The sequence below is a fragment of the Paenisporosarcina macmurdoensis genome, from assembly GCF_042658845.1.
Taxonomy (GTDB): Bacteria; Bacillota; Bacilli; order Bacillales_A; family Planococcaceae; genus Paenisporosarcina; species Paenisporosarcina macmurdoensis.
In genome coordinates this window covers 417,609-440,738 of record NZ_JBHSRI010000025.1, presented here as the reverse complement: position 1 = coordinate 440,738, position 23,130 = coordinate 417,609, and the positions used below count along the sequence as shown (strand labels likewise).

The window sequence follows — 23,130 nt, the reverse complement described above, 5'->3', positions numbered from 1 at the left end:
TCAGTCTTTTTTTTCTGCAATCAATGTTTATTTAACCATTTTAGAAGGGTCAACAATTCGATCGAATTCTTCTTCTGTTAAAAGTCCGCTTTGTAGTGCTGATTCTTTTAAAGTGGTGCCATTTTCATGTGCTTTTTTAGCAATTTTCGCTGCATTTTCGTAGCCAATATGTGGATTTAACGCAGTTACTAACATGAGTGAATTGCTGACGTGATGAGACAGTTGCTCCACGTTTGGTTGGATACCCACCACGCAGTTGTCATGGAAGCTCCGCACACTGTCACTAAGTAAACGTACCGATTGCATGAAGTTATAGAAGATGACTGGTTTAAAGACGTTTAGTTCAAAATTCCCTTGGCTTGCTGCAATGCCTATTGATACATCATTGCCCATAACTTGAACAGCTACCATCGTCAAGGCTTCACTTTGAGTAGGGTTCACTTTCCCTGGCATAATTGAACTCCCTGGCTCATTTGCAGGAATGGTAATTTCCCCAATGCCACTTCTTGGTCCACTTGCTAACCACCTGACGTCATTTGCAATCTTCATTAAATCAGCCGCTAATGCTTTCAGTGCTCCATGTGCATAGACCAACTGATCGTGACTCGTTAATGCATGAAATTTATTGGTAGAAGACACAAACTTATAACCAGTATCTTCACTTAATTCAGATGCTACACGGTCACCAAACTCCGCATGCGCATTTATACCAGTTCCGACAGCAGTCCCACCAATGGCAAGTTCAGAGACGTGGATCATGCTCTCACGTATCATCTCCACACTCTTGGCGACCATATGCTTCCAACCACTTATTTCTTGTCCTAATGTTAATGGCGTTGCATCTTGTAAATGCGTTCTACCAATTTTGATGATATCTTTAAATTCTTCCTCTTGATTGCTTAAGGTATTACGTAACCGCTCAAGTTCAGGCAATAATAATGTCTGAATAACTTCTACAGCTGAGATATGCATGGCTGTTGGAAATGTATCATTGGAACTTTGGGATTTATTCACATCATCATTCGGATGTAGTAGCTCTTCACTTCCACCGTCCTTCAATAATTGATTCCCTCGATAGGCAATTACTTCGTTCACATTCATATTGGATTGTGTTCCGCTTCCCGTTTGCCAAACGACTAACGGAAAATGTTCATTCCACTTTCCTTCGCTAACTTCTGTAGCTGCACGAGAAATTGCCTGCATTTTATCCTTCGACAAGTTGCCTAAATCATGGTTTACTTTTGCTGCAGCTTTCTTTAACACTGCAAATGCATGAATTAATTCAATTGGCATTAATTCAGTTCCAATAGCAAAATTTTCTTTACTACGTTGTGTTTGTGCACCCCACATTTTATCAAAGGGTACTTGAATCTCTCCTATGGAATCGTGCTCTACTCGAAAATTGTTCATAATAGAAACTCCTCCTTCTTCAGTAGTTTAAGCAATTATTGCCTCATGATTCAAACCAAACAGCTTATCGATGGCGCAATGGACTCACAATTTGATACCATTAAATAAAAAAGAGGGTTTTATGATGACATATCTATTATTAGTAGTCGGCTTTGCCTTACTTATCATAGGGGCCGACTATTTTGTGAAAGGCGCTTCCAATATTTCTGCAGTCCTTCGTGTTCCACCTATTCTTGTAGGTCTGACCATCGTTTCTTTCGGGACAAGTTCTCCTGAGGCAACGGTCAGCATTATTGCTGCGTTGAATGGCAACGATGATGTGTCGCTAGGGAACGTGATGGGAAGTAACATGTTTAATACGCTCTTCGTGTTAGGGATGACTGCATTCATTGCACCACTAGTCGTAAAAAGCCAAACGATTCGAAAAGAAATTCCATTCTCTTTCCTGGCCGGCATCACTTTACTAGTGTTAATGGCCGACACCTTTTTACAAAACTTTACTTCGAACCTTTTGACTCGCAGTGATGGCATTATTCTATTATTAATCTTCGCAGTATTTCTATATTATGTTTACGAACTTGCACGGAAAAGTAGAAATGATGTGGAAGAAAAACAACTTGAAATTGCCGAAAAAGATAAGAGTTGGTTAAAAAATGGAACCTTCACTTTAGCCGGTCTTGCAGCGATTGTATTTGGAGGAGATTTAGTCGTTAAAAATAGTACAGACATTGCCCTTTCTCTTGGTATGAGTGAGGCCCTTGTCGGCTTAACCATTGTGGCAGTGGGTACTTCTTTGCCCGAGCTTGTCACATCCATCATTGCCGCATTGAAAAAAGAGAGTGAAATTGCGCTCGGTAATATAATCGGTAGTAACATATTCAATATTCTTTTTGTGCTTGGGGCTTCTGCTACTATTTCTCCAATCGGCGTGAACACCGCATTGTTTACAGACATGATCATTCTAATTGTATTTACCATTATTGTATTAATTTTTGCACTAACTCATTTTACAATCGGAAAACGTGAAGGCATATTCCTGGCTCTTTCCTACATTGTGTATATGGTCTATATCATTCTTCGCAACTAATAGACACAACTTTTGCTAATGACAATCTAACCGCTACGCTTCGTACATATACACAAAAAGCGATTGTTCTCTATGAACAATCGCTTTTTTCTACATTAAGTTGAGCATCCTATTGAATTAAGTTTAAGAATTGTCGAGTACGTTCTTCTTTTGGACGAGTAAACATGTCAATTGGTTTACTGCGCTCGATGATTCTACCTTGGTCCATAAAGATCACTTCGTTCGCGACGTCATTGGCAAATCGCATTTCGTGCGTGACGACCACCATTGTAATTCCTTCACTCGCTAAATCTTTCATTACTTGTAACACTTCACCAACAAGCTCAGGGTCCAATGCTGACGTGGGTTCGTCAAACAGCATGACTTTCGGTTCTAACGCCAATGCTCTTGCGATTCCAACTCGTTGTTGCTGTCCGCCTGATAATTGATGTGGATAGAAATCAAGTTTGTCTCCGAGTCCTACTTTATTCAACAACTGTTCAGCTTTAGCACGTGCATCAGTTTTTGACATCTTTTTGACGATAACTGGCCCTTCCATCACATTTTGAAGGGCAGTCATATGAGGAAAGAGATTGTAGTGTTGGAAAACCATTGCTGATTCTCTTCTAAGTAAATCTACTGTTCTTTTATTCACAGTTTTAGAGAAATCTGCAGTCTGTTCATCAATTGTGATACTGCCAGCGGTCGGAACTTCTAGTATATTCAAGCATCTCAGTAACGTTGTTTTCCCTGAGCCAGAAGGTCCAATGACTACAATCACTTGTCCTTTGTTGACTTGTAAATCGATTCCTTTTAATACTTCAAGATCCCCAAATTGTTTGTGTAATCCGTTTATTGAAATCATCTCATGCTCCTTTCTTCTTCATCCATTTATATTATCTCGACACGTAGCGATCGAAGCGATGTTCCAATCGGCCTTGGATGAGCGAAAGGAAGAAACAAATAATCCAATAGATGATTGCTACCTCAGTATATAAAAGTAAAAATTCATAATTGGTGGCGGCAATTTCTTGCGCTCGTCTAAACATTTCTGTTACGAGAATTAAAGATGCCAATGAGGTATCTTTTACTAAACTAATAAATGTATTCGATAGCGGTGGAATAGATACACGTGTTGCTTGGGGTAAAATCACGCGTCTCAGTGTTTGGGTATAAGACATCCCAATCATATGAGCGGCTTCCCATTGACCTTTTGGTATGGACAAAATAGCTGCACGAATGACTTCCGAAGCATAAGCCCCAACGTTCAATGAAAATCCAATTACTGCTGCTGGAAATGGATCAATGACAATTCCAACTGACGGCAACCCATAAAACAGAATAAATAGTTGAACTAGCAAAGGTGTCCCACGGATTGCGGACACATAAATACGTGCAATCCATTGGAATGGTTTCACTGTAGAGATTCTGGCTAAAGCTGTTAATACAGCTAAAGTAAGTCCTAAAACGAAAGCTATAAGCGATAAAGGAAGCGTATATACAAGAGCACCCTCCAGCAAAGGCTGAAGGGAAGATTGTGCAATATCTAAAGAGCGCTCCAATTTTTCAGGGTCGATGGAAAAATTATTCCAAAACATTTTCGCCGAACCATTTATCTGAAATTTTTTCATATGTGCCATCTTCAATCATTTCGTTTAACGCTTCATTTACTGCTTCAACTAACGTTTCGTTACCTTTATTAAACATCAATCCACTTTGTGCTGCATCTCCAGCTTCGTCTACAATTTGGATATTTGCATCTGGTTTTTGTTTTAAGAAATCTAGAACAGATAAATTATCATTAATCGTTACATCAACTCGTTTAGAGTTTAACAATTCTATTGCTTGATTAAATCCATCAACGCCTACTAATTCTGCACCATTTGATTTAGCAATTTCTGCATAGTTACTTGTTAAAGACTGTGCTGATTTTAATCCATCAATATCTTCAAAGGTTTTTACATCTGTATTACCTTGTTGTGTTACTAAAACAGCTACAGAAGAAATATATGGTTCAGAGAAATCATATTTTTCCATGCGTTCTTCGTTAATACCTACTTGGTTAGCAATCATATCAAAACGTTTAGAGTCAAGACCTGCAAACATTGCATCCCATTGCGTTTCCATAAATTTAGCCTCGACACCTAAACGTGAAGCAATTTCTTCAGCAATTTCAACGTCAAAACCAGTTAATTTACCAGTTTCGTCATGGTACGTGAATGGTGGGTACGTTCCTTCTGTACCAACTAATAACTCTCCATCTTCTTGAACTTTCGCTAATAAATCACCTTCTGTAGATCCCGTATTATTATCATCTTTTGCTGCATTATCATCTTTTGCCGTTCCACAAGCTGATAACACAAAAATAGCAGTTAGTATCATTAAAAATAAAGCACTAATTTTTTTCATTTCATTTCCTCCTAATTCAGATAAACTTACTTGGTATTAATTATCTTATAGCATGGAAAACAGTCCGTCAAAATAAATATCTCCAACTATTAATACCCGAATTATTAAGAATTATCAGTTTTATTTAACTCCTTTTTAAAATGTTGAATTATATCAGTTTCATTCAACATCTTTACTCCCTATTTATTGAAAAGGCTTTGTTAAATAATATTGTTGTTTATCGTTCTTTCTTTAACATTTCCTCTTGTTTAATGGGATCCTATATTGGATTCCTACTTCGATGCTCAATTTCTAAAATCAACTTACTTTTTTTCTCCGTTGCATCTTTTTCAGACGTAAACACCATTTTTTCAGACGTCAAAGCTCTTTTTTCAGACGTCAACGCCAAAAAGTCAGATTGAGAACCCCTCACTTTGCAAATAACCTTTTATAACATTTTTTTATGTTTCAGATGATACACTCAATTGTTTTTTCAACATTCTTTAACAAATCTATTGAAAAAAAAATCTAATAACAACAAAAAGAGTGAATGTTTAAACAAATACAACTATACTTATTATTAGTTCGATATCCGTAATAAAAGGGAGAGATGAAATTGGTTAAAAGTTTACCTACACGTTCAGAAGTTACTATAGATGAAACGTGGAACTTACAAGACTTATTCACATCAGAAGAATCTTACCAATCTGCACTTGTAGAACTTGAAAAAGAAGTAGATGCTTTTTGCACCAAGTTTAAAGGAAGTATCAAAGACGCACATTCTGCTGAAGAGGCTTTAAAAGGCTACGCACAAATTTATGAACAGTTCGTTCCAATCGGCACTTATGCAAGCCTGGCTTATAGCACAGACCAAACAGACAGTGATGCACAGATGCGTTCCGCAAAATTCGGATCAGTTTCTGCAAATTTAAGCAGTAAACTATCATTTGTGGATAGCGAATTACTAGCGTTACCAGTAGAAATTTTAGAAGACGCGATGAAACAATCAAGTGAATTCGGTCACTACTTAAAAAAATTGATTCGCAGGAAACCACATCAGCTTCATCCTGAAGTAGAAAAAACGTTAGCCGCTTATTCTTCATCATTCGGTGGTCCTTATGAGTTATACAACACGACTAAGATGGTCGATTTATCGTTTGAAGACTTCGAAGTTAACGGCAAAAAATATCCGTTAAGCTACGTACTTTTTGAAGGAGACTGGGAAGCAGAAACGGATACAGATGTAAGACGCGCTGCATTCGAATCATTCTCTAATCAAATCAAAAACTATCAACATACCACTGCAAAAACCTATGATATGAAGTTGCAAATTGAAAAAACCACTTCAGACTTACGTGGTTATGACAATATTTTTGATCATTTATTATTTGGTCAAGAAGTTGATCAATCCCTATTTAATCGTCAAATCGACTTGATTATGAGCGAACTTGCGCCACATATGCGTAAGTATGCAAAACTTCTTCAAGACGTTCACGGCTTAGAAAAAATGACGTTCGCAGACTTGAAGATTCCATTAGATCCTTCTTATGAACCTAAAATTACGATTGAAGAATCAAAGAAATACATGAATGATGCACTTGCCATTATGGGTGACGATTATTTAAACATGGTCAACCGTTCGTTTGATGAGCGTTGGATTGACTTTGCCCAAAATAAAGGGAAATCTACAGGTGCTTTCTGTTCAAGCCCATACGGTGTGCACCCTTATATCTTAATTTCTTGGTCTAGCCGCATGAACGAAGTGTTTGTCCTAGCTCATGAACTTGGCCATGCAGGACATTTCTATAATGCCCATAAAAAACAAAATGTCTTTAATTCTCGACCGTCATTGTATTTTATCGAAGCACCGTCTACGATGAATGAAATGTTAATGGCGAATCACTTACTTGAGAACTCAGACGATCCTAAATTCAAGCGTTGGGTTATTTCATCTATCGTTGCACGTACTTACTATCACAACTTTGTAACACATTTACTAGAAGCTGCGTTCCAACGAAAAGTATATGACCGTGTAAATGCAGGTCACAATGTAAATGCTGGGATATTAAATGACATCAAACGTGGCGTTTTAGAAGAATTCTGGGGTGATGCAGTCGACATTACACCTGGAGCCGAATTAACATGGATGCGCCAACCTCACTACTATATGGGCCTATACCCTTACACGTACAGTGCTGGATTAACGATTTCAACACAAGTATCAAAACGCATATTAGAAGAAGGCGAACCTGCAGTCGAGCAATGGTTAGAAGTTCTTCAAGCCGGTGGCACAAAGTCTCCGGTTGAACTTGCTCAAATGGCAGGAGTCGACATTACAACTGAAAAACCGCTTCGTGACACTATTTTCTACATCGGAGAATTAGTTGATGAATTGGTGAAATTAACAGAAGAAATTGAAGCAGTCTCGACGACATAAGAAAAACAAAACGAACCTTAACCACGATTAAATACGTGGTTAAAGTTCGTTTTTATTTACTCATATTTTCATCATTTTCCAGCACTAGACGATGGAAGCTCTTCCTCCATGTAAAGTTGAGGTAAAGTAGGAAACGTAGCCGGCTTCCGTTTGAAAAAAGTAAATAAGAAGCTGCCCGCGATAACAATCAAACTTCCGACCCCCTGAATCCATGTCAGCCTTTCCCCGAGCAACATAAAAGCAATGATTGCCGTGAAGATTGGATTGAAATTCAAGAAAATACCTGATGTTGTTGCGCCTAATTTTTGAACACCGATATTCCATAACAGCATGCACACCACTGTTGATACACCACCCGTATACAATATCGACTGAACAAACGATGCATCCAAATTCGTTATCGTAAAATCGTTTACATTAAAAGGTATTAAGACAATGACGCCAAATATCCCTGAGTATAACGTAGCCATTAATGGTGTTGTATACTTCATCGCCCACTTGCTAAGTACCGAATACACACCCCACACGCATACTGCGGCAGTCATCAATAAGTCTCCTTTATTAAATCCAATTGAAAACAGTACCTCGAGGTGTCCTTTTGACAGGACTAAAAGGACTCCCACAAATGAAAATAACATCGAACCAACTTGGAAAGCATTTATCTTTTCTTTCAAAAATAAAAATGAAAACAATGCAATGGAAAACATATTTAAAGTAGAAATTAATCCTACATTCGTAGCTGAAGTAAACTCTAACGCCAGAAATTGAAAAAGATTAAATAAAACAACGCCGGTTAGCCCCATTAGTATCAAAGGAAGTATCGCTTTTCGAGACGGCAAAAGACTCTTCTCTTTCCACCACACTATTGGAATTAAACAAATGACCGCTATGATCCATCTCAATGTCGTTAATGTCACAGGTGAAGCATGATCAACTAACGTTTTTCCAACAACAAAATTTCCACCCCATAGAAAACTCGTAAATAACAATAAAAAATAATATAAGTATGGTATGACATCCATCTCCTTCATGACTATAGGATAATTTTAGCATGAAGGACGTATTCACCATACATTATTTCGCGTTTCTGATTGATTTCAATACAATCAAAAGAATATACTAACAATAACTTATTTTATTCTGTAAACACCATTTTAAGATGGGGGTTTTGGAATAAACCACAAAGGGGTATCTAAATGGAATCAATGATTAGTAAAGCACTCGATGCAATCGACTTCCAGATTCTCGATATATTACAAAGACAGGCCAATATCAGCAACGCCGAGCTGGGACGACGCGTAAATTTATCACCACCTGCCACTCACGCACGTATTAAACGTTTAGAAACCGAGGGCTATATCCAAAAACAAGTCGCGATCTTAGACCAACAAAAATTGGGGTTTGACCTGCTTTGCTACATCTTCATCAGTACGGATATCCACCAAGCAGGGCAACTAGAAATCCTTGAAAACAACTTAGAAGCCATGCCAGAAGTGTTGGAATGCCATTGCCTTACTGGTGAATATGATTATTTATTAAAAGTCGCGAATAAAAATCGACAAGGTCTAGAGGAATTTATTCGCAAACTTAACAAACTGGGCATCTCTCGAATCCAAACGAGCCTAGCACTTCGCGAAATTAAGCACTCAACGATTTTGCCCATTCTAAATCCGTGAACAGTTCGGGGTACTAACCAATCCTTCTTTCCATTATAAAAAGCAGCAGTTTTTGAATAACTGCTGCTCCGTGTGCCTACCCTTTCGATGATGTCAAATGATGTGGGATTAGCTGTTTTTTATAGATAAATGCAACAGTGTTCATGATCGTTGCTGGAATTTTCTTCGGAAATAATCGCTTCTTATAATAAAGAAGATAGGCCGACTTCAAATCACTCCATTGAGTACAATTCTTCGTTTGTCTAAAACGTGCGACATCAATTAATTTAATGTCGTTAGTAGATGTAATAAAAATATTTCTCAAGTGAATATCTGAAGGATTTAATCCTTTACTAGATGCTAGCAATAGGGCTTCATCAATTTCTTTAATATGGTTAGTTGTTATGGGAATGCCTTTATTCACGCACTCAAACAAGGTCCGTCCTTCAATGTAGTCCATGACGATATAATTTAGACCTGAGTCAAAGATAGTTGGGAAAAAGGGAATATCTTGTAACACTTTATATATCTCAGCTTCTTCTTTTGCAATATACGTAAAATCAGGAAAAAATACTTTAATGGCTTTACTTGAATTAGAAATTCGAAAAACAAAGGCACTTCTTCCCGTCCCAATAAGTTTTAACGAGTCGTCATAGTGAATCAATCTGTTTTTCTTTGGGGAAATCACCACTGTATTTGCAAGTTCTTGATATGTGTTCAAGCATTAACCTCCTATACATTATAATAAATAAAAAGAGACGTTATAACCAATAATTGGTCACAACGTCTCAAATAATTAAAAGACCTCACCAAATAATTGGTAAGGTCTCGCTAACAACTGCAGTTGCCAACAAAGCCGAGGATCTAAATCCTGTATTGACGACTTTGCTGTATAGCTACTCCCCTTAATGGAAGATAAATATTAACTTAATAAGATAAGTATAGGCTCTGACCCCAAGACTCGTCAATTATGTCGTCCTGATGTTGGAATTCAAAGACTAATTAGCCCACAAAAAATCACATTATATTCCAAATTAATTTTTAAAATATATTGCGGAATTCGAAGTTTATTGTAATACTTACAATACATAAATAATTAATTTATTGAGGTGAATTTATGAATAGTTGTATACACTGTGGAATCTCATTCGACTTTTACGAAGAAGGATTTTTATTCATTGAATCTAACCAGATTGATCAACATATAACAGACTCCTATCAAAAAATGAATGACTATATCGCTTTTGCTCCTTATAGCTCTTTAGACATAGTTCAGAGTGAATTGAATCGACTTAAATATACGACTGACTTGCGAATGGGACTGTCCCGAACAAAGCGTCCTGCAAGACTCATTGATTTAAAAACATTCGAGTTGCGTTTTAATGAAAAAGAAACCGTCAACTTTATTCAACACGGTCAATTTGTTAGTTACTTGCAACCCATCATTTCTTTGAACTCAAAAGAACTGTATGGCTATGAATCATTACTTCGAACAAAAGATTCTAATTTCACATTATCACCCTGGAAGTTATTTGACGTAGCTGCCAAGACCGGCCTTCACTCTTTACTGGATCAACGGGCGCGTGAAGAAGCTGTAAAAGCACGTGCAGGACAAGTTTCTCCCGGCACAAAAAGTTTCATCAACTTCTTACCTTCTACTATTTATAATCCCGACTTCTGCTTACAACATACGTTTAAAATCGTTGAAAAATACCAAGTCAATCCTGCAGACTTAGTATTTGAGGTAGTTGAAACTGAAAAAATAGTAGACGTGGGACATTTAAAAAAGGTTTTAGATCGCTATAAAAAAGAAGGCATGAAAGTAGCTTTAGACGATGTTGGATCAGGATTCTCAACACTTGACATGCTGGAGTTATTGAGACCGGATTATGTAAAAATTGACCGCTCATACATTAGCCATTGTGACCAAGATCAAGACAAATTGAACTTCCTAAAAGAAGCAAACGAACGGGCACAAGCTCTTGGGATTATTACCCTTGCCGAAGGTATTGAAAGAATCGAAGAAGCGGAAGTTTGTGCAAGTCTAGGCTATGATTTAGGACAAGGTTATCTTTTTGGTAAACCAGCAGAAACAATTAATTTTCCAGAAGTAAGTTCGATTAGGTAAGTAAAGCGAGTATCTTTTTACAACTACCGAAAAAGTAACTACACACTGACCAAACAATAAAACCGGTACTCCACAAACTACATGGAATACCGGTTTTTCAATATATTATGCTGTTAAGTATGTGCTTTAGTTAAAATTACGACCTTGTTTATTCGCAATATCGTTAGTTAAATCATTTAAATTCTGTTCGTGTTGATTTTCATTCGATTGATTGTTTAAATCCTTTTCACTCTGATAATCTTCTTGTTGATTATTGCTGGCTTGTTCTCCACGGTTATCATGAAGTTTCTGGTTTTGTTTCAATTCCTTTTCGTTCTCTTCTTGCTGTTTCTGACGCTTTTCTACTTCGGTATATTCTGGTTCAAATTCAGGAAACTTTTTTTCGTTAGTCAATGTAAATGCCTCCTTTAGAATTTTTAGACTTAACTGTATTATTCCCTTCAGGAAGTTAAACAAACATGGAATTTGAAGAATATGGATTTAGATTAAAAAACAGTTATAGTTAAGCCATTATCTCCCCACTAGGACTTTCGACTGAAATATGTTTGAAATTACTTACTCCTGCTTAGAAAGTGGTAGAATCATGTTAGACACTTCACGGACAAGGAGCTCAATTACACATGAAAATTTATGACGTTACTATAGTAGGCGCTGGCCCTGCAGGATTATTCACTGCATTTTACGGTGGCATGCGTCAAATGTCGGTTAAAATTATTGAAAGTTTACCAAATGTCGGAGGCCAGTTAACTGCTCTCTATCCAGAAAAATACATATATGATATTGCTGGATTTCCAAAAGTTCGCGCAAAAGATTTAGTTGATAATTTATCAGAACAACTAGCAATCTTCTCACCGACCATCGTCACAAGTGAGTCAGTTGAAGATATGACCAGACTTGATGATGGTACTTGGCAGCTTACTACCGACTCAAATACACACTTAACTAAATCCATTATTTTCACGACAGGGAATGGTGCATTCGAACCGAAGCGCTTAGAACTAGAAGCAGCAATCCAATATGAAGGCACTCAACTCCATTATTTTGTAGATGATATGGGCAAATTCGCAGGCAAAGATATCGTGTTATTTGGCGGTGGAGATTCAGCGGTGGATTGGGCACTTATGCTAGAACCAATTGCAAACTCTGTTACACTTGTTCACCGACGCGATTCTTTCCGCGCTCATGAACATAGCCTAGAATTACTGAATCAGTCATCTGTTATCGTCAAAACACCATACGTTGTTGATCATTTCGAACCTGAAGGCGATAATTTCACGCATGTTGCCGTTCGAAATACAAATGGTGACGTTGAATTACTGAAGGCCGATCATGTTATTGTAAACTATGGTTTCCGTTCACATATAGGCAATATGAAAGAATGGGGTATGGATATGGAACGCCATGCTATCAAGGTTAATTCTAAGATGGAAACGACACTTCCAGGCGTTTATGCTGTCGGTGATAGCAACATCTATGACGGTAAAGTCAAACTCATTGCTTGCGGATTTGGTGAAGCACCAATAGCAATAAATGCAGCGAAACACTTCGTCAGCCCAGAAACTAAAAATCACGTGAAGCACTCGACAGACTTGTTTTCACATTAATAATTAAAACCTCAAGTATTCAAAATAAAAAGAGTAGGGAATTCGAAGAATTCTCCTACTCTTTTATTTATGAATTAACTTTTAAGGGACCTCTATCTGCATCCTCACACAGATGGTTACGCAACTTCGTAATCGGATTATAGAAAAGCTGAATCATGGGACCAATTATCAGAGTAACAAAAATTGTACCCAATCCAATTGGACCTCCAAGTAAGAATGCAATGATTAGCACTCCTAGCTCCATCATCGTTTTTGACACCGCCATGCTTTTTCCTGTGAGTGTTTGAATAGCTATCATTAAGGTATCCATGGGATTACGTGCTATTTTAGACTGTAAATAACACGCAATGCCCACAGCAATGATTGCCACTCCGCCAACTAACATAGCTAATTGGAGCGCAAGAATAGGCACCTGAAAATCAGCAAAAACAAATAGAAGCCAAAAATCAATTAAAAATCCAACTGTGACAACGGGTATCACTGCAGAAGCATCAATACGTTCTTTTAACAGAAGCGCATTGACGAAAATCAGTACAATTCCAACAATAAAAATCCAAGTACCAACACTAAGTCCAAAATGCTCATTCAAGCCCACATACATGGCATCCCATGCTCCTGCACCTAAATCTGCCAAAATGATTAAACTAATTCCCAAAGACAAAAACGTTAATCCAACTAGATAAAATACTGCAATAATGCTTCGCTTTTTCATAGTAACTCCTTTATATTCCGCTCAATTGAATGATTGAATCATTTTATCATGAATTAAACTTAATTTACTATTTTTTCAATTCACAAAAAATAACATTTCAATTAAAAAGCAAGGATATCTTTACGTTCTTTAATTTCCCTGGTATAGAAAAGGACTGCACAAAATTAAGTGCAGTCCTTTTGTTATTAACTTAATTTTTTCACTAATTCTTTAACAACCAATGGTGTTGATTGTGGATTTTGACCTGTGATTAATTTACCATCTACAACTGATTGCTCTGACCAGTTAGGTCCTGTTACAACAGTTGCACCAAGTTCGGTAAGTTTACTTTCTAATAAGAAAGGCATTAACGAATCAAACGTTGTATCTCGTTCTTCTGCGTCTGTAAATGCACTCACTTGTTTCCCTTTAACTAACGGTTCACCATTTGAAAGTGTCGCACCAACTAAACCTGCGGGACCGTGACATACAGACACCACGTATTTGTCTGCTTCATAAAATTGACGCAGCAGTGATTGTAACTTTTTGTTATCCGGGAAATCAAACATCGTACCATGACCACCTGGAAGGAAAATTACATCGTAATCAGCCATTTCGACTTCATCTATAGAGACTGTATTTGCTAAATATGATTCAGCATCCAAAATTTCTTGTGGTGTGTTTTCATCAATACTACCTGGATCTATTGGTGCTTTCCCACCTTTAATACTACTTATAGTTACATCATATCCTTGTTTCTTAAATTCCAAGTAAGCATCTGCAAATTCTGATAACCAAGTACCTGTAGGTTTATCTTCGCCCATTGTGTCTTGACTTGTTAATATCATTAGTATTTTCTTTGTCATTTAAATTCCTCCTTAAATTCTTGTGAATATAAAGCAAGATTTTAATCATATCCATACTCACTACAAATTCGTACTTATGTTATTTACCCATTAGATAAAGAAGAAAACATTTGTTAGCACATTCAACAAAATTTAAGCTGATGTTCACCTGAATCAGTACTTGATCTTAAAAGTAACCTTGACTATTCCTTTATGTGTATATTGCACATTGATTGCAATATATCACGTATATACTATTTGTTGTATAATGGAAGAAGATACTTTATTTAAATTAGCCTGACAGGAAAGGTTGTTTCCTAAATGCCAATACCAATTAATCATAACAAGCCTATCCGCATTTCTGCTAAAGAAAATGCTTATAATCAATTACAACAATGGATAATCGATGGCACATTACGACCTGAAGAAAAATTGAATGACACCGAATTAGCTCAAGCGTTGGGTGTCAGCAGAACTCCTATACGTGAATCATTACAACTCCTTGAAGTTCAAGGATTCGTGGAAATGTTCCCTGGAAAAGCAACTCAAGTAACAAATGTTAAGAAAGAAGATATTATTGATCTTCTCCCCCCACTTGCAGCACTTCAAGCACTATCTGCTGAACTAGCGGTTCCTAATTTAAATGAAGTCGTCATTCGTAATTTAGAAGATACAAATGAACGCTTTTCACACGCAATCCAGTCCGAGGATCATTTTTCAGCTCTTAAAATTGATGAAGAGTTTCATCAAATCATCGTTGATGTGGCAAATAATCCATATATAACGTCGATGGTCGCTTCTTTACAAGCGCATGTCCGAAGACTGTTTTTTCATAACTCTATCGTTTTAACAACTTATTCAATTGAACAACACGCAACGATTATCGAGTGTTTGAAAATACGAGATTCTGCGCGAGTTTCTCAATTAATGCGAGATAACTGGCTTCGTGCCATTGAAGAGTTTTATACAAGAGAAAAAGATAGTAAAGACACTGGGTCTTAATCCAGTGTCTTTTTTCTATCTTTGGGTTTCTGTTCACTATCTCTAAACTCTATTGAAAAACCCCGCCATCTCTGTCTATTTTAAAGTGCCAGAGATGGCGGGGTTTAGTTAACTTATGAAGTCACCCTTTTATAAACAGGAGCAATTGATAGATTGAAAACACGTCCAAGAATACCTGTAACTAACATGACAATTAAAACGGGAACAAGCCATCCAAGACCTTGACTATAGAAAGGCAATGTATTCTCATAAAACGACACGATTGGTTTCATCCAAACAAAATAGTCCATACCTAACGAAGTACATAAAGTTTTAAGACCATCGATACTGCTTATCAGGAACGTCACAATTGTAGCTGCTACATATACTAGTCTTGCATGTTTAAACAATGGCGATGCAAATGTTAGTAGCATCAGCACTATTGCAAGCGGATAAATAAACATTAAAACCGGAATAGAATACGTAATAATATTCGATAAGCCGATATTTGATACAACTAATGAGAACACTGAAAAAATAACTATATACAATTTATAACTAATTTTCGGGAACAATGAATTGAAATATTCTCCACAAGCCATGGTTACACCGATACTAGTTGTTAAACAGGCTAGGAAAATAATAACTGCCATCAAAATCATACCGAATGATCCAAAATAATGAGAAGCTGTTCCGCTTAGAACTGGACCTCCGGAGTCAAATAAACCGAGTAATTGTGTGCTGGTTGCCCCTAAATATGCAATTCCTACATATACGATTCCAAGGAGTAAAATAGCAATTCCCCCGGACTTAACCGTCGCAAGTAGAATACCACGCTTTGAAGTGACGCCCATTTTACGAATGGTATTGATTACAATGATTCCAAATACAAGAGAGGCCAAAGCATCCATCGTATTATATCCTTCGGTAAATCCTTTCATAAACACACCACTTGTATAAGCTTCTTGAGGCTCTCCAATAGAACCCATGGGCTTTACAATTACCATAATTAATAAAATTGATAACAGAACTAAAATAGCTGGTGATAAAAACTTCCCTACTCGATCAACTAGTTTAGCTGGATTCAATGCGAACCAAAGAGTAAGCCCAAAGAAGATCAACGTAAATATTCCTAACGCTAATTGTTCTAAGCCAGTTCCGACAAATGGAGCAATTCCCACTTCGTAAGCCACAGCACCCGTTCGTGGTATTGCAAAGAACGGTCCGATTGTTAAATACAAAACGGATGTAAAAATAACCGCATATAGCGGATGTATTCGACTTGCCAAGTCTTGTAGACTTCGACTACCCGAATACCCCATCGCTAATAGGCCAAGGAAAGGTAAGCCTACTCCTGTAATTAAAAACCCCGCGATTGCAATCCAAACATTTGATCCGGCATTCTGACCAAGGGAAGCTGGGAAGATTAAATTCCCTGCTCCGAAAAATAACGCAAATAACATAACGCCAATAACTAGATAAGATGAAAACGACAATTTAGTCTCCATACATATTTCCTCCTTATATAACTTGCTTTGCTGGTTACATCTTCATGTAATTTAGAATCTTCCAATATGCAATATATCAATGAAAATAATCCTACTCTCTTTTATAGCGAAATGCAATATATCGCATGAAATATTTTAAATAATTCTATTAATTTGATATGAATAGTCACAGAATAAGCAAAGCTACAAGAAGCTTTGCTTATTCTGTGACTATGGATGCAGAAAAATTCTTTTCTAATTGTGACGCCAATCTTATTATTTACTATTACAACAAAATCTTCGCTCACCAAAATTCCCATCAAAATACCCGCCAAGCCACAGCGGGTGGGGCCATTCAAGAACCTTTCTCTTCCAACTATTATGATTAAGAACCAGAATGGTGCTTTTGGCTGGCGCCAAAAGCCATCGCTGTTAGTGACACCCTTCGTTCCTTATTCCATAATTTTACTATTACAACTAAACTCGTTATTTTTACAACTAAATCGTTCAAAATTACAACTAAGTGCTCCATTTTTACAACTAAACATGCAAATTTTACAACTAAATGTTAAACAAGAGAAATATCCTCTAAATTGAAGGGGTTTTTACATCATTATTATCCATAAATCACTGTTACATCCTCTAAATCATAAAAAAAACGGCTAAGTGACATGTTCTCTTAGCTCTCATTAATTCTTACATGCAATCTTGCTCTAGATTCATAACGTTAGACCCTTGTTCAATGTCTTATATTAGCATATGAGATTTTCATAGAACGTTCGGCTAGCTAACTTACCGAGCAAAAAAGGCCTGCTCCATCTGAATTTACAGAAGTAGCAGGCTTAATTTTGTTAGTTGAATTTTCACACGTTAATTTGTAATTTTCTTTTTTAACATAAATAACTCTCTAACAAAAGCACCAATAATTGAGGAAAGCATGATGACAGCGAAAAGACTTATGACTCTAATAAATGTGTGAGGTGTCATGATGATTTGAACGCTTTGAATAATTACAAACACACCATAAACAATGCACATAGTGAGAATAAATTTAGGCGAAGCTTCGTTTCTTTCCTTCATATCAAACCTCCATCTTCCCTATAACTATTTCGATAATTCTCTGCCCACTTGTCTTCCTGTAAACAGACAGCCTCCAAGGAGTGTACCCTCTAATGAGCGGTAGCCATGAACGCCTCCACCACCGAATCCAGAAACTTCACCTGCAGCATATAATCCTTGTATAGGTTCTCCAGTTGAACTTAACACTCTCCCTGACAAATCAGTTTGCAGTCCACCAAGCGTTTTTCGGCTTATGATATTTAGTCGTACCGCAATTAATGGTCCGTTTTTTGAATCCAAAAATTTATGAGGAGAGGCTACGCGAATTAATTTATCGCCTATGTAATTTCTCGCACCACGTAATGCTGTTACTTGTAAGTCTTTTGTGAATTTATGATCCATTTCTCGGTCCCTTGCAACTATCTGACGCTTCAACTGATCAAACTGTATGAGCCCTTCACCTGTTAAGTTGTTCATGCCTTTCACCAATTCCTCCAGTGTATCGGCAACAATAAAATCTTCACCCTTTTCCATGAACGCTTTGACTGGCGCAGTGGGACCAGGTCGGATGCGAGCTAACACTTGGCGAATGCTTTTACCAGTTAAGTCAGGATTTTGCTCTGAGCCGGATAAAGCGAACTCTTTTTCAATCACTTTTTGAGTCAATACAAACCACGAATAGTCGTACCCTGTTTTCTGAATAGTCTCTAGTGTACCTAGCGTATCGAATCCAGGAAAATTGGGAGCGTCAAAACGTTTTCCGGTCGCGTCGAACCATAATGAAGATGGCCCAGGCAAAATGCGAATCCCATGCTTTGCCCACACTGGATTCCAATTGGTTATCCCTTCTGTGTAATGCCACATGCGGTCCCGATTAACGATGCGTCCTCCAGCGGCTTCAGTTATTCCAAGCATCCTGCCATCAACATGAGCCGGCACACCTGAAATCATTCGTGTTGGCGCTTTTCCTAATCTTGCTGGCCAATTTTGACGAATTAAATCAAAGTTCGCTCCCAAGCCTCCACTTGTCACGACGACCGCTTCAGCTATTTCGCTAAATTGCCCTACTACTTCACGCGAGCTTGCTTCCCCTCGCCCTACATTACTAGCTTCAAGAATGGCACCCTTTACACCAACCACTGCACCATTTTCTACAAGCAATTCATCCACACGATGGCGCGGGCGATAATCAACCAATCCATCTTCTATCGCTTTATGAAGTTTTTCTTCAAATGGTCGTAAGATGGCAGGACCCGTTCCCCATACGATATGAAATCGAGGAACTGAATTGCCATGACCTTCAGCTAAATACCCTCCACGCTCTGCCCATCCAACTACTGGAAAGAAACTCATACCTAGAGATTTTAGCCACTCTCTTTTTTCACCAGCCGCAAACTCGACATATGTTTGCGCCCATTTGCGTCCCCAATAATCTTCATCTTCTCTATCAAAACCCGCTGCTCCTTGCCAGTCTTGCCATGCTAATTCCTGTGAATCATGTATACCTAATCTTCTTTGTTCTGGAGAGTCCACTAAAAAAAGCCCTCCAAATGACCACCATGCTTGACCTCCAAGTGATGCTTGTGGTTCTTGATCTAACAAAAGTACTCGTTTCCCCGCGTCAGTTAACTCGGCTGTTGCTACTAACCCCGCTAAACCTGCACCTACTATAATGACATCTGCTTTCATCCAATTTCCACCTTATTACATTCTCTATTCTTATTAAGATAGTATTCTAGAAAATGTTGGTAATTTCCTTTAATGCTTTTATTACAAGTCCATTAAATAGCTTAGTTACCAGTAATATCATCACTAATTTTTCTAGTCAAAAGTCATGTTTTATGATATATTTATTGATTGAATTAGCATAAATGTAAGGTGGTTAAATAAAATGGAAAACAACACTTATCAAGTCTTGTTATATTATAAATATGTATTAATTGATGAACCTGAATTATTCGCACAAACTCACTTAGCTGCATGTAAAGAGATAGGTTTATTGGGGCGTATTCTCGTTTCAACAGAAGGCATTAACGGTACGGTTTCAGGAACACTTGATCAGACGCAAGCGTATATGGACATGATGAAGAGCGATGACCGTTTTGCTGATATGATGTGGAAAATTGATGCTTCAGAAGGTCATGCATTCAAAAAAATGCATGTACGTGCAAAAAATGAAGTCGTTCATCTAGGACTCGGAGAAGATGACATTAACCCGAACGAGATCACGGGCCAATACTTGTCTCCGACTGAATTCTACGAAAAAATGCAACAAGACGATACGATTGTAATCGATGCACGAAATGATTATGAGTTCGACTTAGGTCATTTCCGTGGGGCAGTTCGACCGGAAATTAAAAACTTTCGTGACCTACCCGCTTGGATGCGTAAAAATAAAGAACAATTTGAAGGCAAAAAGATTTTAACGTATTGTACAGGCGGAATTCGCTGTGAAAAATTCTCAGGTTGGTTAGTTAAAGAAGGCTATGAGGATGTATCTCAACTTCACGGTGGAATCCACACATACGGTACAGACCCGGAAGTAAAAGGTCAACTATGGGACGGCCAAATGTATGTTTTTGATCAGCGTATCGCTGTTCCAATCAATAGAGTTGAGCATGTCATTGTCGGTAAAGACCACTTTGACGGGACGCCCTGTGAACGCTATGTAAACTGTGCGAATCCTCAATGTAACGATAAAATTCTTTGTTCAGAAGAAAACGAACAACTATACTTGCGTAGTTGTTCAGACGACTGTCGTACAAATCCACGCAATCGCTATATCGTGGAGCACGGATTGACTGAAGAGCAATTTCAAACGAGATTAGAAGAACTTGATCGTCAGAAACAAAACATATAACAAAACAACCCATCACTCGTTCAAATCAACAATGATTTGGACATGTGATGGGTTTTGATTAGTACAATTCTATTACTTTGCCTTATACAACTGAGAAATACGACTTGCTATAGGGGACTTTGTTAGAGGTAAATATCCATTATTTAAAGTAGGTGCTGGCTTTCCAAGTGCATACCCTTGTCCAAGTTGTACACCAAGATTTTGTAGATACCTCAGTTCTGTTAATGTCTCTATTCCTTCAGCAATTACATCCGTCTTAGACTGGACAGCAAATTCCAATAAAAGCTCTACCAAATATTGTTTGGCCGGATCATCGTTAATATTCCTTATCAGTGACTTATCAATTTTAATAAACTCTGGTTTTAAATAAACAAGCGTTTTCAAACTATTATAGCCCGTTCCTGCATCATCCACAGCAATACGGAATCCTTGTTGTCGATAATTATCTATGATCTTTTCAAATTGGTTATAGTCGATCACTGCTTCTTTTTCTGTTAGCTCTAGGACAATCTGGTTAGGCGAAAGATTATATTTTGCCAATAACTCCAACGTTTTACCACTTCTATATGCTGGATCCGCTAAAACTTGAGGCTGTATATTAAGAAACACCAGTTGATCCTCGTAACCTTTTGCATTCTTCAACTGCTCCGCATACCTCTCCAGAGAAAGATTGCGCAAAAATCCCTCAAGCATAAACACATTATCGCTTTGACCTACATAATCATAAAACTTTTCAGTCGTTGGAAACGATGGTGTACTTTGGGGACGATTAAGAATTTCAAACCCAATTGTGTCTCCTTTTGATAAAGACAAAATCGGTTGAAACACGGTTTTTACTTTTCCAGGCTGCATAAGCCCCTTAAATTCTTCACTTTTATTAAACTCTTGGAAAAGGACGCCTCGTTTTGCCTTTAAAAACGCTAGATAATTGATGATTGTGGACAATCGATTATAGTTCATTCTATCTCCCTTAACATGCTGTCAAAAATAATCTGTCTCACTTGTATTATACGGTTAATAATATGTTTGGCGTTTTAAGCGATTGTAAAAGTTTAGTAAAGAACATACACACTTTTGATAAGAAAAGGAATGATTATTTCTACTAAAAAAAGGAGCAGCCCGTGTTGAAAAACTGGCTGCTCCTTAACTACCTGACCTGTACTATTTATACCATTACTAACCATATTAACATCGTCACTGTAATAGTCGTGACTCCCATTAACAATGTCGCCATTGTCATCGCCTTATAAGCATCCGTTACTTTCATGCCACTATATTGTGTGACGACCCAGAAAAAGCTATCATTTACGTGACTCACTGTCATTGCACCCGCTCCGATTGCCATAACTACTAGAGCTAATGGAACAGCCCCTTCGATTCCCACTTCTACAAGAAGTGGTGCAATTAATGACGATGTAATGACTAATGCGGCTGTTGAAGAACCTTGTGCAGTTTTTAACGCAGCTGCGATTAAGAAAGGAATAAGCAAGAAGAATGCTCCTCCAGCAAAGACGCTTAAATCCATTTCTTGCAATACATCAGCAACACCTGTGTTCTTAATCACATTTCCGAAAGCACCACCAGCACCAGTGATAAGTAAAATTGGTGCAGCTTCTTTCAATCCTTCGCCTACCCAACCGGTTAATGTTTTTTCAGACATTTCAGGAAGCAGTAAGAATGCCGCTAATACACCAAATAGCAGTGCTACGGTTGGAGAACCTAAAAACTTCATGAAGTTTACAACTCCGCTCTCTCCACCAACTAATGAAGCGATGGAGCCGCCAGCAATCAACAAGACGGGCAAACCAATCGGCAAGAATGCTTTGAACGTAGATGGCATTTTACCGAACGACTTAATAATGTCGTCATAATCTAATGCTTCTTCATCTGCTTCCACTTCAATTTTCGAACCAACTTTAATAGCCCATAAATATCCGACGACAGTCGCTGGAATGGCAACAAGAAGACCAATCAGAATGATAGTCCCTAAAAATCCAGCAGCACCTATGTTTCCAGCAGCTGCAATAGGCCCTGGAGTTGGGGGAACTAATGTATGTGTCGCAAACAGACCCGTTGCAAGTGCAATGGCCATTGAAGCGACTGTTACTTTTGCTCGTTTCGCTAGTGCTTTTTTCAATGATGATAAAATAATATAACCCGAATCACAAAAAACTGGAATGGAAACGATATATCCAATAATAGACATTGCTAACTGTGGACGCTTCTCACCAATCAAACGCAGGACCACTTCCGCCATTCTAAATGCAGCACCAGATTTCTCTAAAATGACCCCAATAATCGTACCTGCCACAATGACAAGTCCGATACTCGTCATCAAACCACCGAAACCGGTATTAACATTTTCAACTACGGTTAATAGTGGCATTCCTGATGCAATCCCGACAAAAAACGCACTGAATAATAACGCTAAAAATGGATGAACTTTAAAAACGGCTGTTGCCACTACAATCATTACTACCCCTAGTAAAATAATGAAAAATAACATTCCTAATTCCCCC

General features: G+C 37.8%; 21 protein-coding genes. 7 read left to right on the top strand and 14 right to left on the bottom strand.

Annotation, left to right across the window (positions count from 1 at the left end):
• Positions 1-27: 27 nt before the first annotated feature.
• Entirely contained in the window at positions 28-1,410 is a 1,383-nt protein-coding gene (gene fumC / locus ACFPYN_RS15840; RefSeq protein WP_377735505.1) for a class II fumarate hydratase, read from the bottom strand.
• A gap of 124 nt (positions 1,411-1,534) precedes the next feature.
• On the opposite strand from fumC, the gene ACFPYN_RS15835 reads away from it, so the two are divergent.
• Positions 1,535-2,497, top strand: coding sequence for a calcium/sodium antiporter (locus ACFPYN_RS15835; protein WP_377735503.1), 963 nt, complete (start codon positions 1,535-1,537; stop codon positions 2,495-2,497).
• A 109-nt stretch (positions 2,498-2,606) separates the two neighbouring features.
• On the opposite strand, the gene ACFPYN_RS15830 is transcribed toward ACFPYN_RS15835, so the two are convergent.
• From ACFPYN_RS15830 to ACFPYN_RS15820, 3 genes are read right to left on the bottom strand one after another with little or no spacing between them, the layout of a single operon-like run.
• Positions 2,607-3,341, bottom strand: a complete 735-nt coding sequence (locus ACFPYN_RS15830; RefSeq protein WP_377735501.1) for an amino acid ABC transporter ATP-binding protein — start codon at positions 3,339-3,341, stop codon at positions 2,607-2,609.
• Between the two features lie 31 nt (positions 3,342-3,372).
• A complete protein-coding gene (locus ACFPYN_RS15825; RefSeq protein WP_377735871.1) occupies positions 3,373-4,074 on the bottom strand; it encodes an amino acid ABC transporter permease in 702 nt (233 codons plus the stop codon).
• Positions 4,061-4,885: an amino acid ABC transporter substrate-binding protein gene (locus ACFPYN_RS15820; RefSeq protein WP_377735499.1), complete on the bottom strand. Its 825-nt coding sequence runs from the start codon at positions 4,883-4,885 to the stop codon at positions 4,061-4,063. Before ACFPYN_RS15820 ends, ACFPYN_RS15825 begins: the two co-directional genes overlap by 14 nt.
• 595 nt (positions 4,886-5,480) lie before the next feature.
• On the opposite strand from ACFPYN_RS15820, the gene pepF reads away from it, so the two are divergent.
• The gene (gene pepF / locus ACFPYN_RS15815; protein ID WP_377735497.1) at positions 5,481-7,301 is read left to right on the top strand and encodes an oligoendopeptidase F; all 1,821 of its coding nucleotides are present in this window, start codon (positions 5,481-5,483) and stop codon (positions 7,299-7,301) included.
• A 71-nt stretch (positions 7,302-7,372) separates the two neighbouring features.
• Here the strand turns inward: pepF and ACFPYN_RS15810 are convergent, their stop codons facing one another.
• Positions 7,373-8,314: a DMT family transporter gene (locus ACFPYN_RS15810; protein WP_377735869.1), complete on the bottom strand. Its 942-nt coding sequence runs from the start codon at positions 8,312-8,314 to the stop codon at positions 7,373-7,375.
• 183 nt (positions 8,315-8,497) lie between these two features.
• Between ACFPYN_RS15810 and ACFPYN_RS15805 the strand changes: the two genes are divergently transcribed.
• Positions 8,498-8,977: an Lrp/AsnC family transcriptional regulator gene (locus ACFPYN_RS15805; RefSeq protein ID WP_377735495.1), complete on the top strand. Its 480-nt coding sequence runs from the start codon at positions 8,498-8,500 to the stop codon at positions 8,975-8,977.
• A gap of 76 nt (positions 8,978-9,053) precedes the next feature.
• On the opposite strand, the gene ACFPYN_RS15800 is transcribed toward ACFPYN_RS15805, so the two are convergent.
• Positions 9,054-9,677, bottom strand: a complete 624-nt coding sequence (locus ACFPYN_RS15800; RefSeq protein WP_377735494.1) for a protein kinase family protein — start codon at positions 9,675-9,677, stop codon at positions 9,054-9,056.
• A gap of 396 nt (positions 9,678-10,073) precedes the next feature.
• On the opposite strand from ACFPYN_RS15800, the gene ACFPYN_RS15795 reads away from it, so the two are divergent.
• Positions 10,074-11,084, top strand: a complete 1,011-nt coding sequence (locus ACFPYN_RS15795; RefSeq protein ID WP_377735492.1) for an EAL domain-containing protein — start codon at positions 10,074-10,076, stop codon at positions 11,082-11,084.
• 126 nt (positions 11,085-11,210) lie between these two features.
• On the opposite strand, the gene ACFPYN_RS15790 is transcribed toward ACFPYN_RS15795, so the two are convergent.
• The gene (locus ACFPYN_RS15790) at positions 11,211-11,477 is read right to left on the bottom strand and encodes a hypothetical protein (RefSeq protein WP_377735490.1); all 267 of its coding nucleotides are present in this window, start codon (positions 11,475-11,477) and stop codon (positions 11,211-11,213) included.
• A 227-nt stretch (positions 11,478-11,704) separates the two neighbouring features.
• Here ACFPYN_RS15790 and ACFPYN_RS15785 point away from each other — a divergent pair, with 227 nt between their 5' ends.
• Positions 11,705-12,688, top strand: coding sequence for an NAD(P)/FAD-dependent oxidoreductase (locus ACFPYN_RS15785; RefSeq protein ID WP_377735488.1), 984 nt, complete (start codon positions 11,705-11,707; stop codon positions 12,686-12,688).
• Between the two features lie 67 nt (positions 12,689-12,755).
• On the opposite strand, the gene ACFPYN_RS15780 is transcribed toward ACFPYN_RS15785, so the two are convergent.
• Together ACFPYN_RS15780 and ACFPYN_RS15775 are read right to left on the bottom strand one after the other, a co-directional pair.
• Positions 12,756-13,400: a YczE/YyaS/YitT family protein gene (locus ACFPYN_RS15780; protein ID WP_377735486.1), complete on the bottom strand. Its 645-nt coding sequence runs from the start codon at positions 13,398-13,400 to the stop codon at positions 12,756-12,758.
• Between the two features lie 185 nt (positions 13,401-13,585).
• Positions 13,586-14,245, bottom strand: coding sequence for a type 1 glutamine amidotransferase domain-containing protein (locus tag ACFPYN_RS15775; RefSeq protein WP_377735484.1), 660 nt, complete (start codon positions 14,243-14,245; stop codon positions 13,586-13,588).
• Positions 14,246-14,545: 300 nt separating this feature from the next.
• Here ACFPYN_RS15775 and ACFPYN_RS15770 point away from each other — a divergent pair, with 300 nt between their 5' ends.
• Positions 14,546-15,226, top strand: coding sequence for a GntR family transcriptional regulator (locus ACFPYN_RS15770; RefSeq protein ID WP_377735482.1), 681 nt, complete (start codon positions 14,546-14,548; stop codon positions 15,224-15,226).
• 113 nt (positions 15,227-15,339) lie between these two features.
• On the opposite strand, the gene brnQ is transcribed toward ACFPYN_RS15770, so the two are convergent.
• From brnQ to ACFPYN_RS15755, 3 genes are all read right to left on the bottom strand, one after another.
• Positions 15,340-16,713 carry a branched-chain amino acid transport system II carrier protein gene (gene brnQ / locus ACFPYN_RS15765; RefSeq protein WP_377735481.1) on the bottom strand — a complete coding sequence of 458 codons (1,374 nt, stop codon included), beginning with the start codon at positions 16,711-16,713 and terminating at the stop codon, positions 15,340-15,342.
• An 849-nt stretch (positions 16,714-17,562) separates the two neighbouring features.
• Positions 17,563-17,772 (bottom strand): hypothetical protein, encoded by a 210-nt coding sequence (locus ACFPYN_RS15760; protein ID WP_377735479.1) that lies wholly within the window; start codon positions 17,770-17,772, stop codon positions 17,563-17,565.
• Positions 17,773-17,796: 24 nt separating this feature from the next.
• On the bottom strand, positions 17,797-19,440 hold the full coding sequence (locus tag ACFPYN_RS15755; RefSeq protein ID WP_377735477.1) for an FAD-binding dehydrogenase: 1,644 nt from the start codon (positions 19,438-19,440) through the stop codon (positions 17,797-17,799).
• Between the two features lie 202 nt (positions 19,441-19,642).
• Here ACFPYN_RS15755 and trhO point away from each other — a divergent pair, with 202 nt between their 5' ends.
• Entirely contained in the window at positions 19,643-20,611 is a 969-nt protein-coding gene (gene trhO, locus ACFPYN_RS15750) for an oxygen-dependent tRNA uridine(34) hydroxylase TrhO (protein ID WP_377735475.1), read from the top strand.
• Positions 20,612-20,683: 72 nt separating this feature from the next.
• On the opposite strand, the gene ACFPYN_RS15745 is transcribed toward trhO, so the two are convergent.
• Both ACFPYN_RS15745 and ACFPYN_RS15740 read right to left on the bottom strand, forming a co-directional pair.
• A complete protein-coding gene (locus ACFPYN_RS15745; RefSeq protein ID WP_377735473.1) occupies positions 20,684-21,571 on the bottom strand; it encodes an EAL domain-containing protein in 888 nt (295 codons plus the stop codon).
• Between the two features lie 205 nt (positions 21,572-21,776).
• Positions 21,777-23,117, bottom strand: a complete 1,341-nt coding sequence (locus tag ACFPYN_RS15740) for a GntP family permease (RefSeq protein ID WP_377735471.1) — start codon at positions 23,115-23,117, stop codon at positions 21,777-21,779.
• Positions 23,118-23,130: the final 13 nt, after the last annotated feature.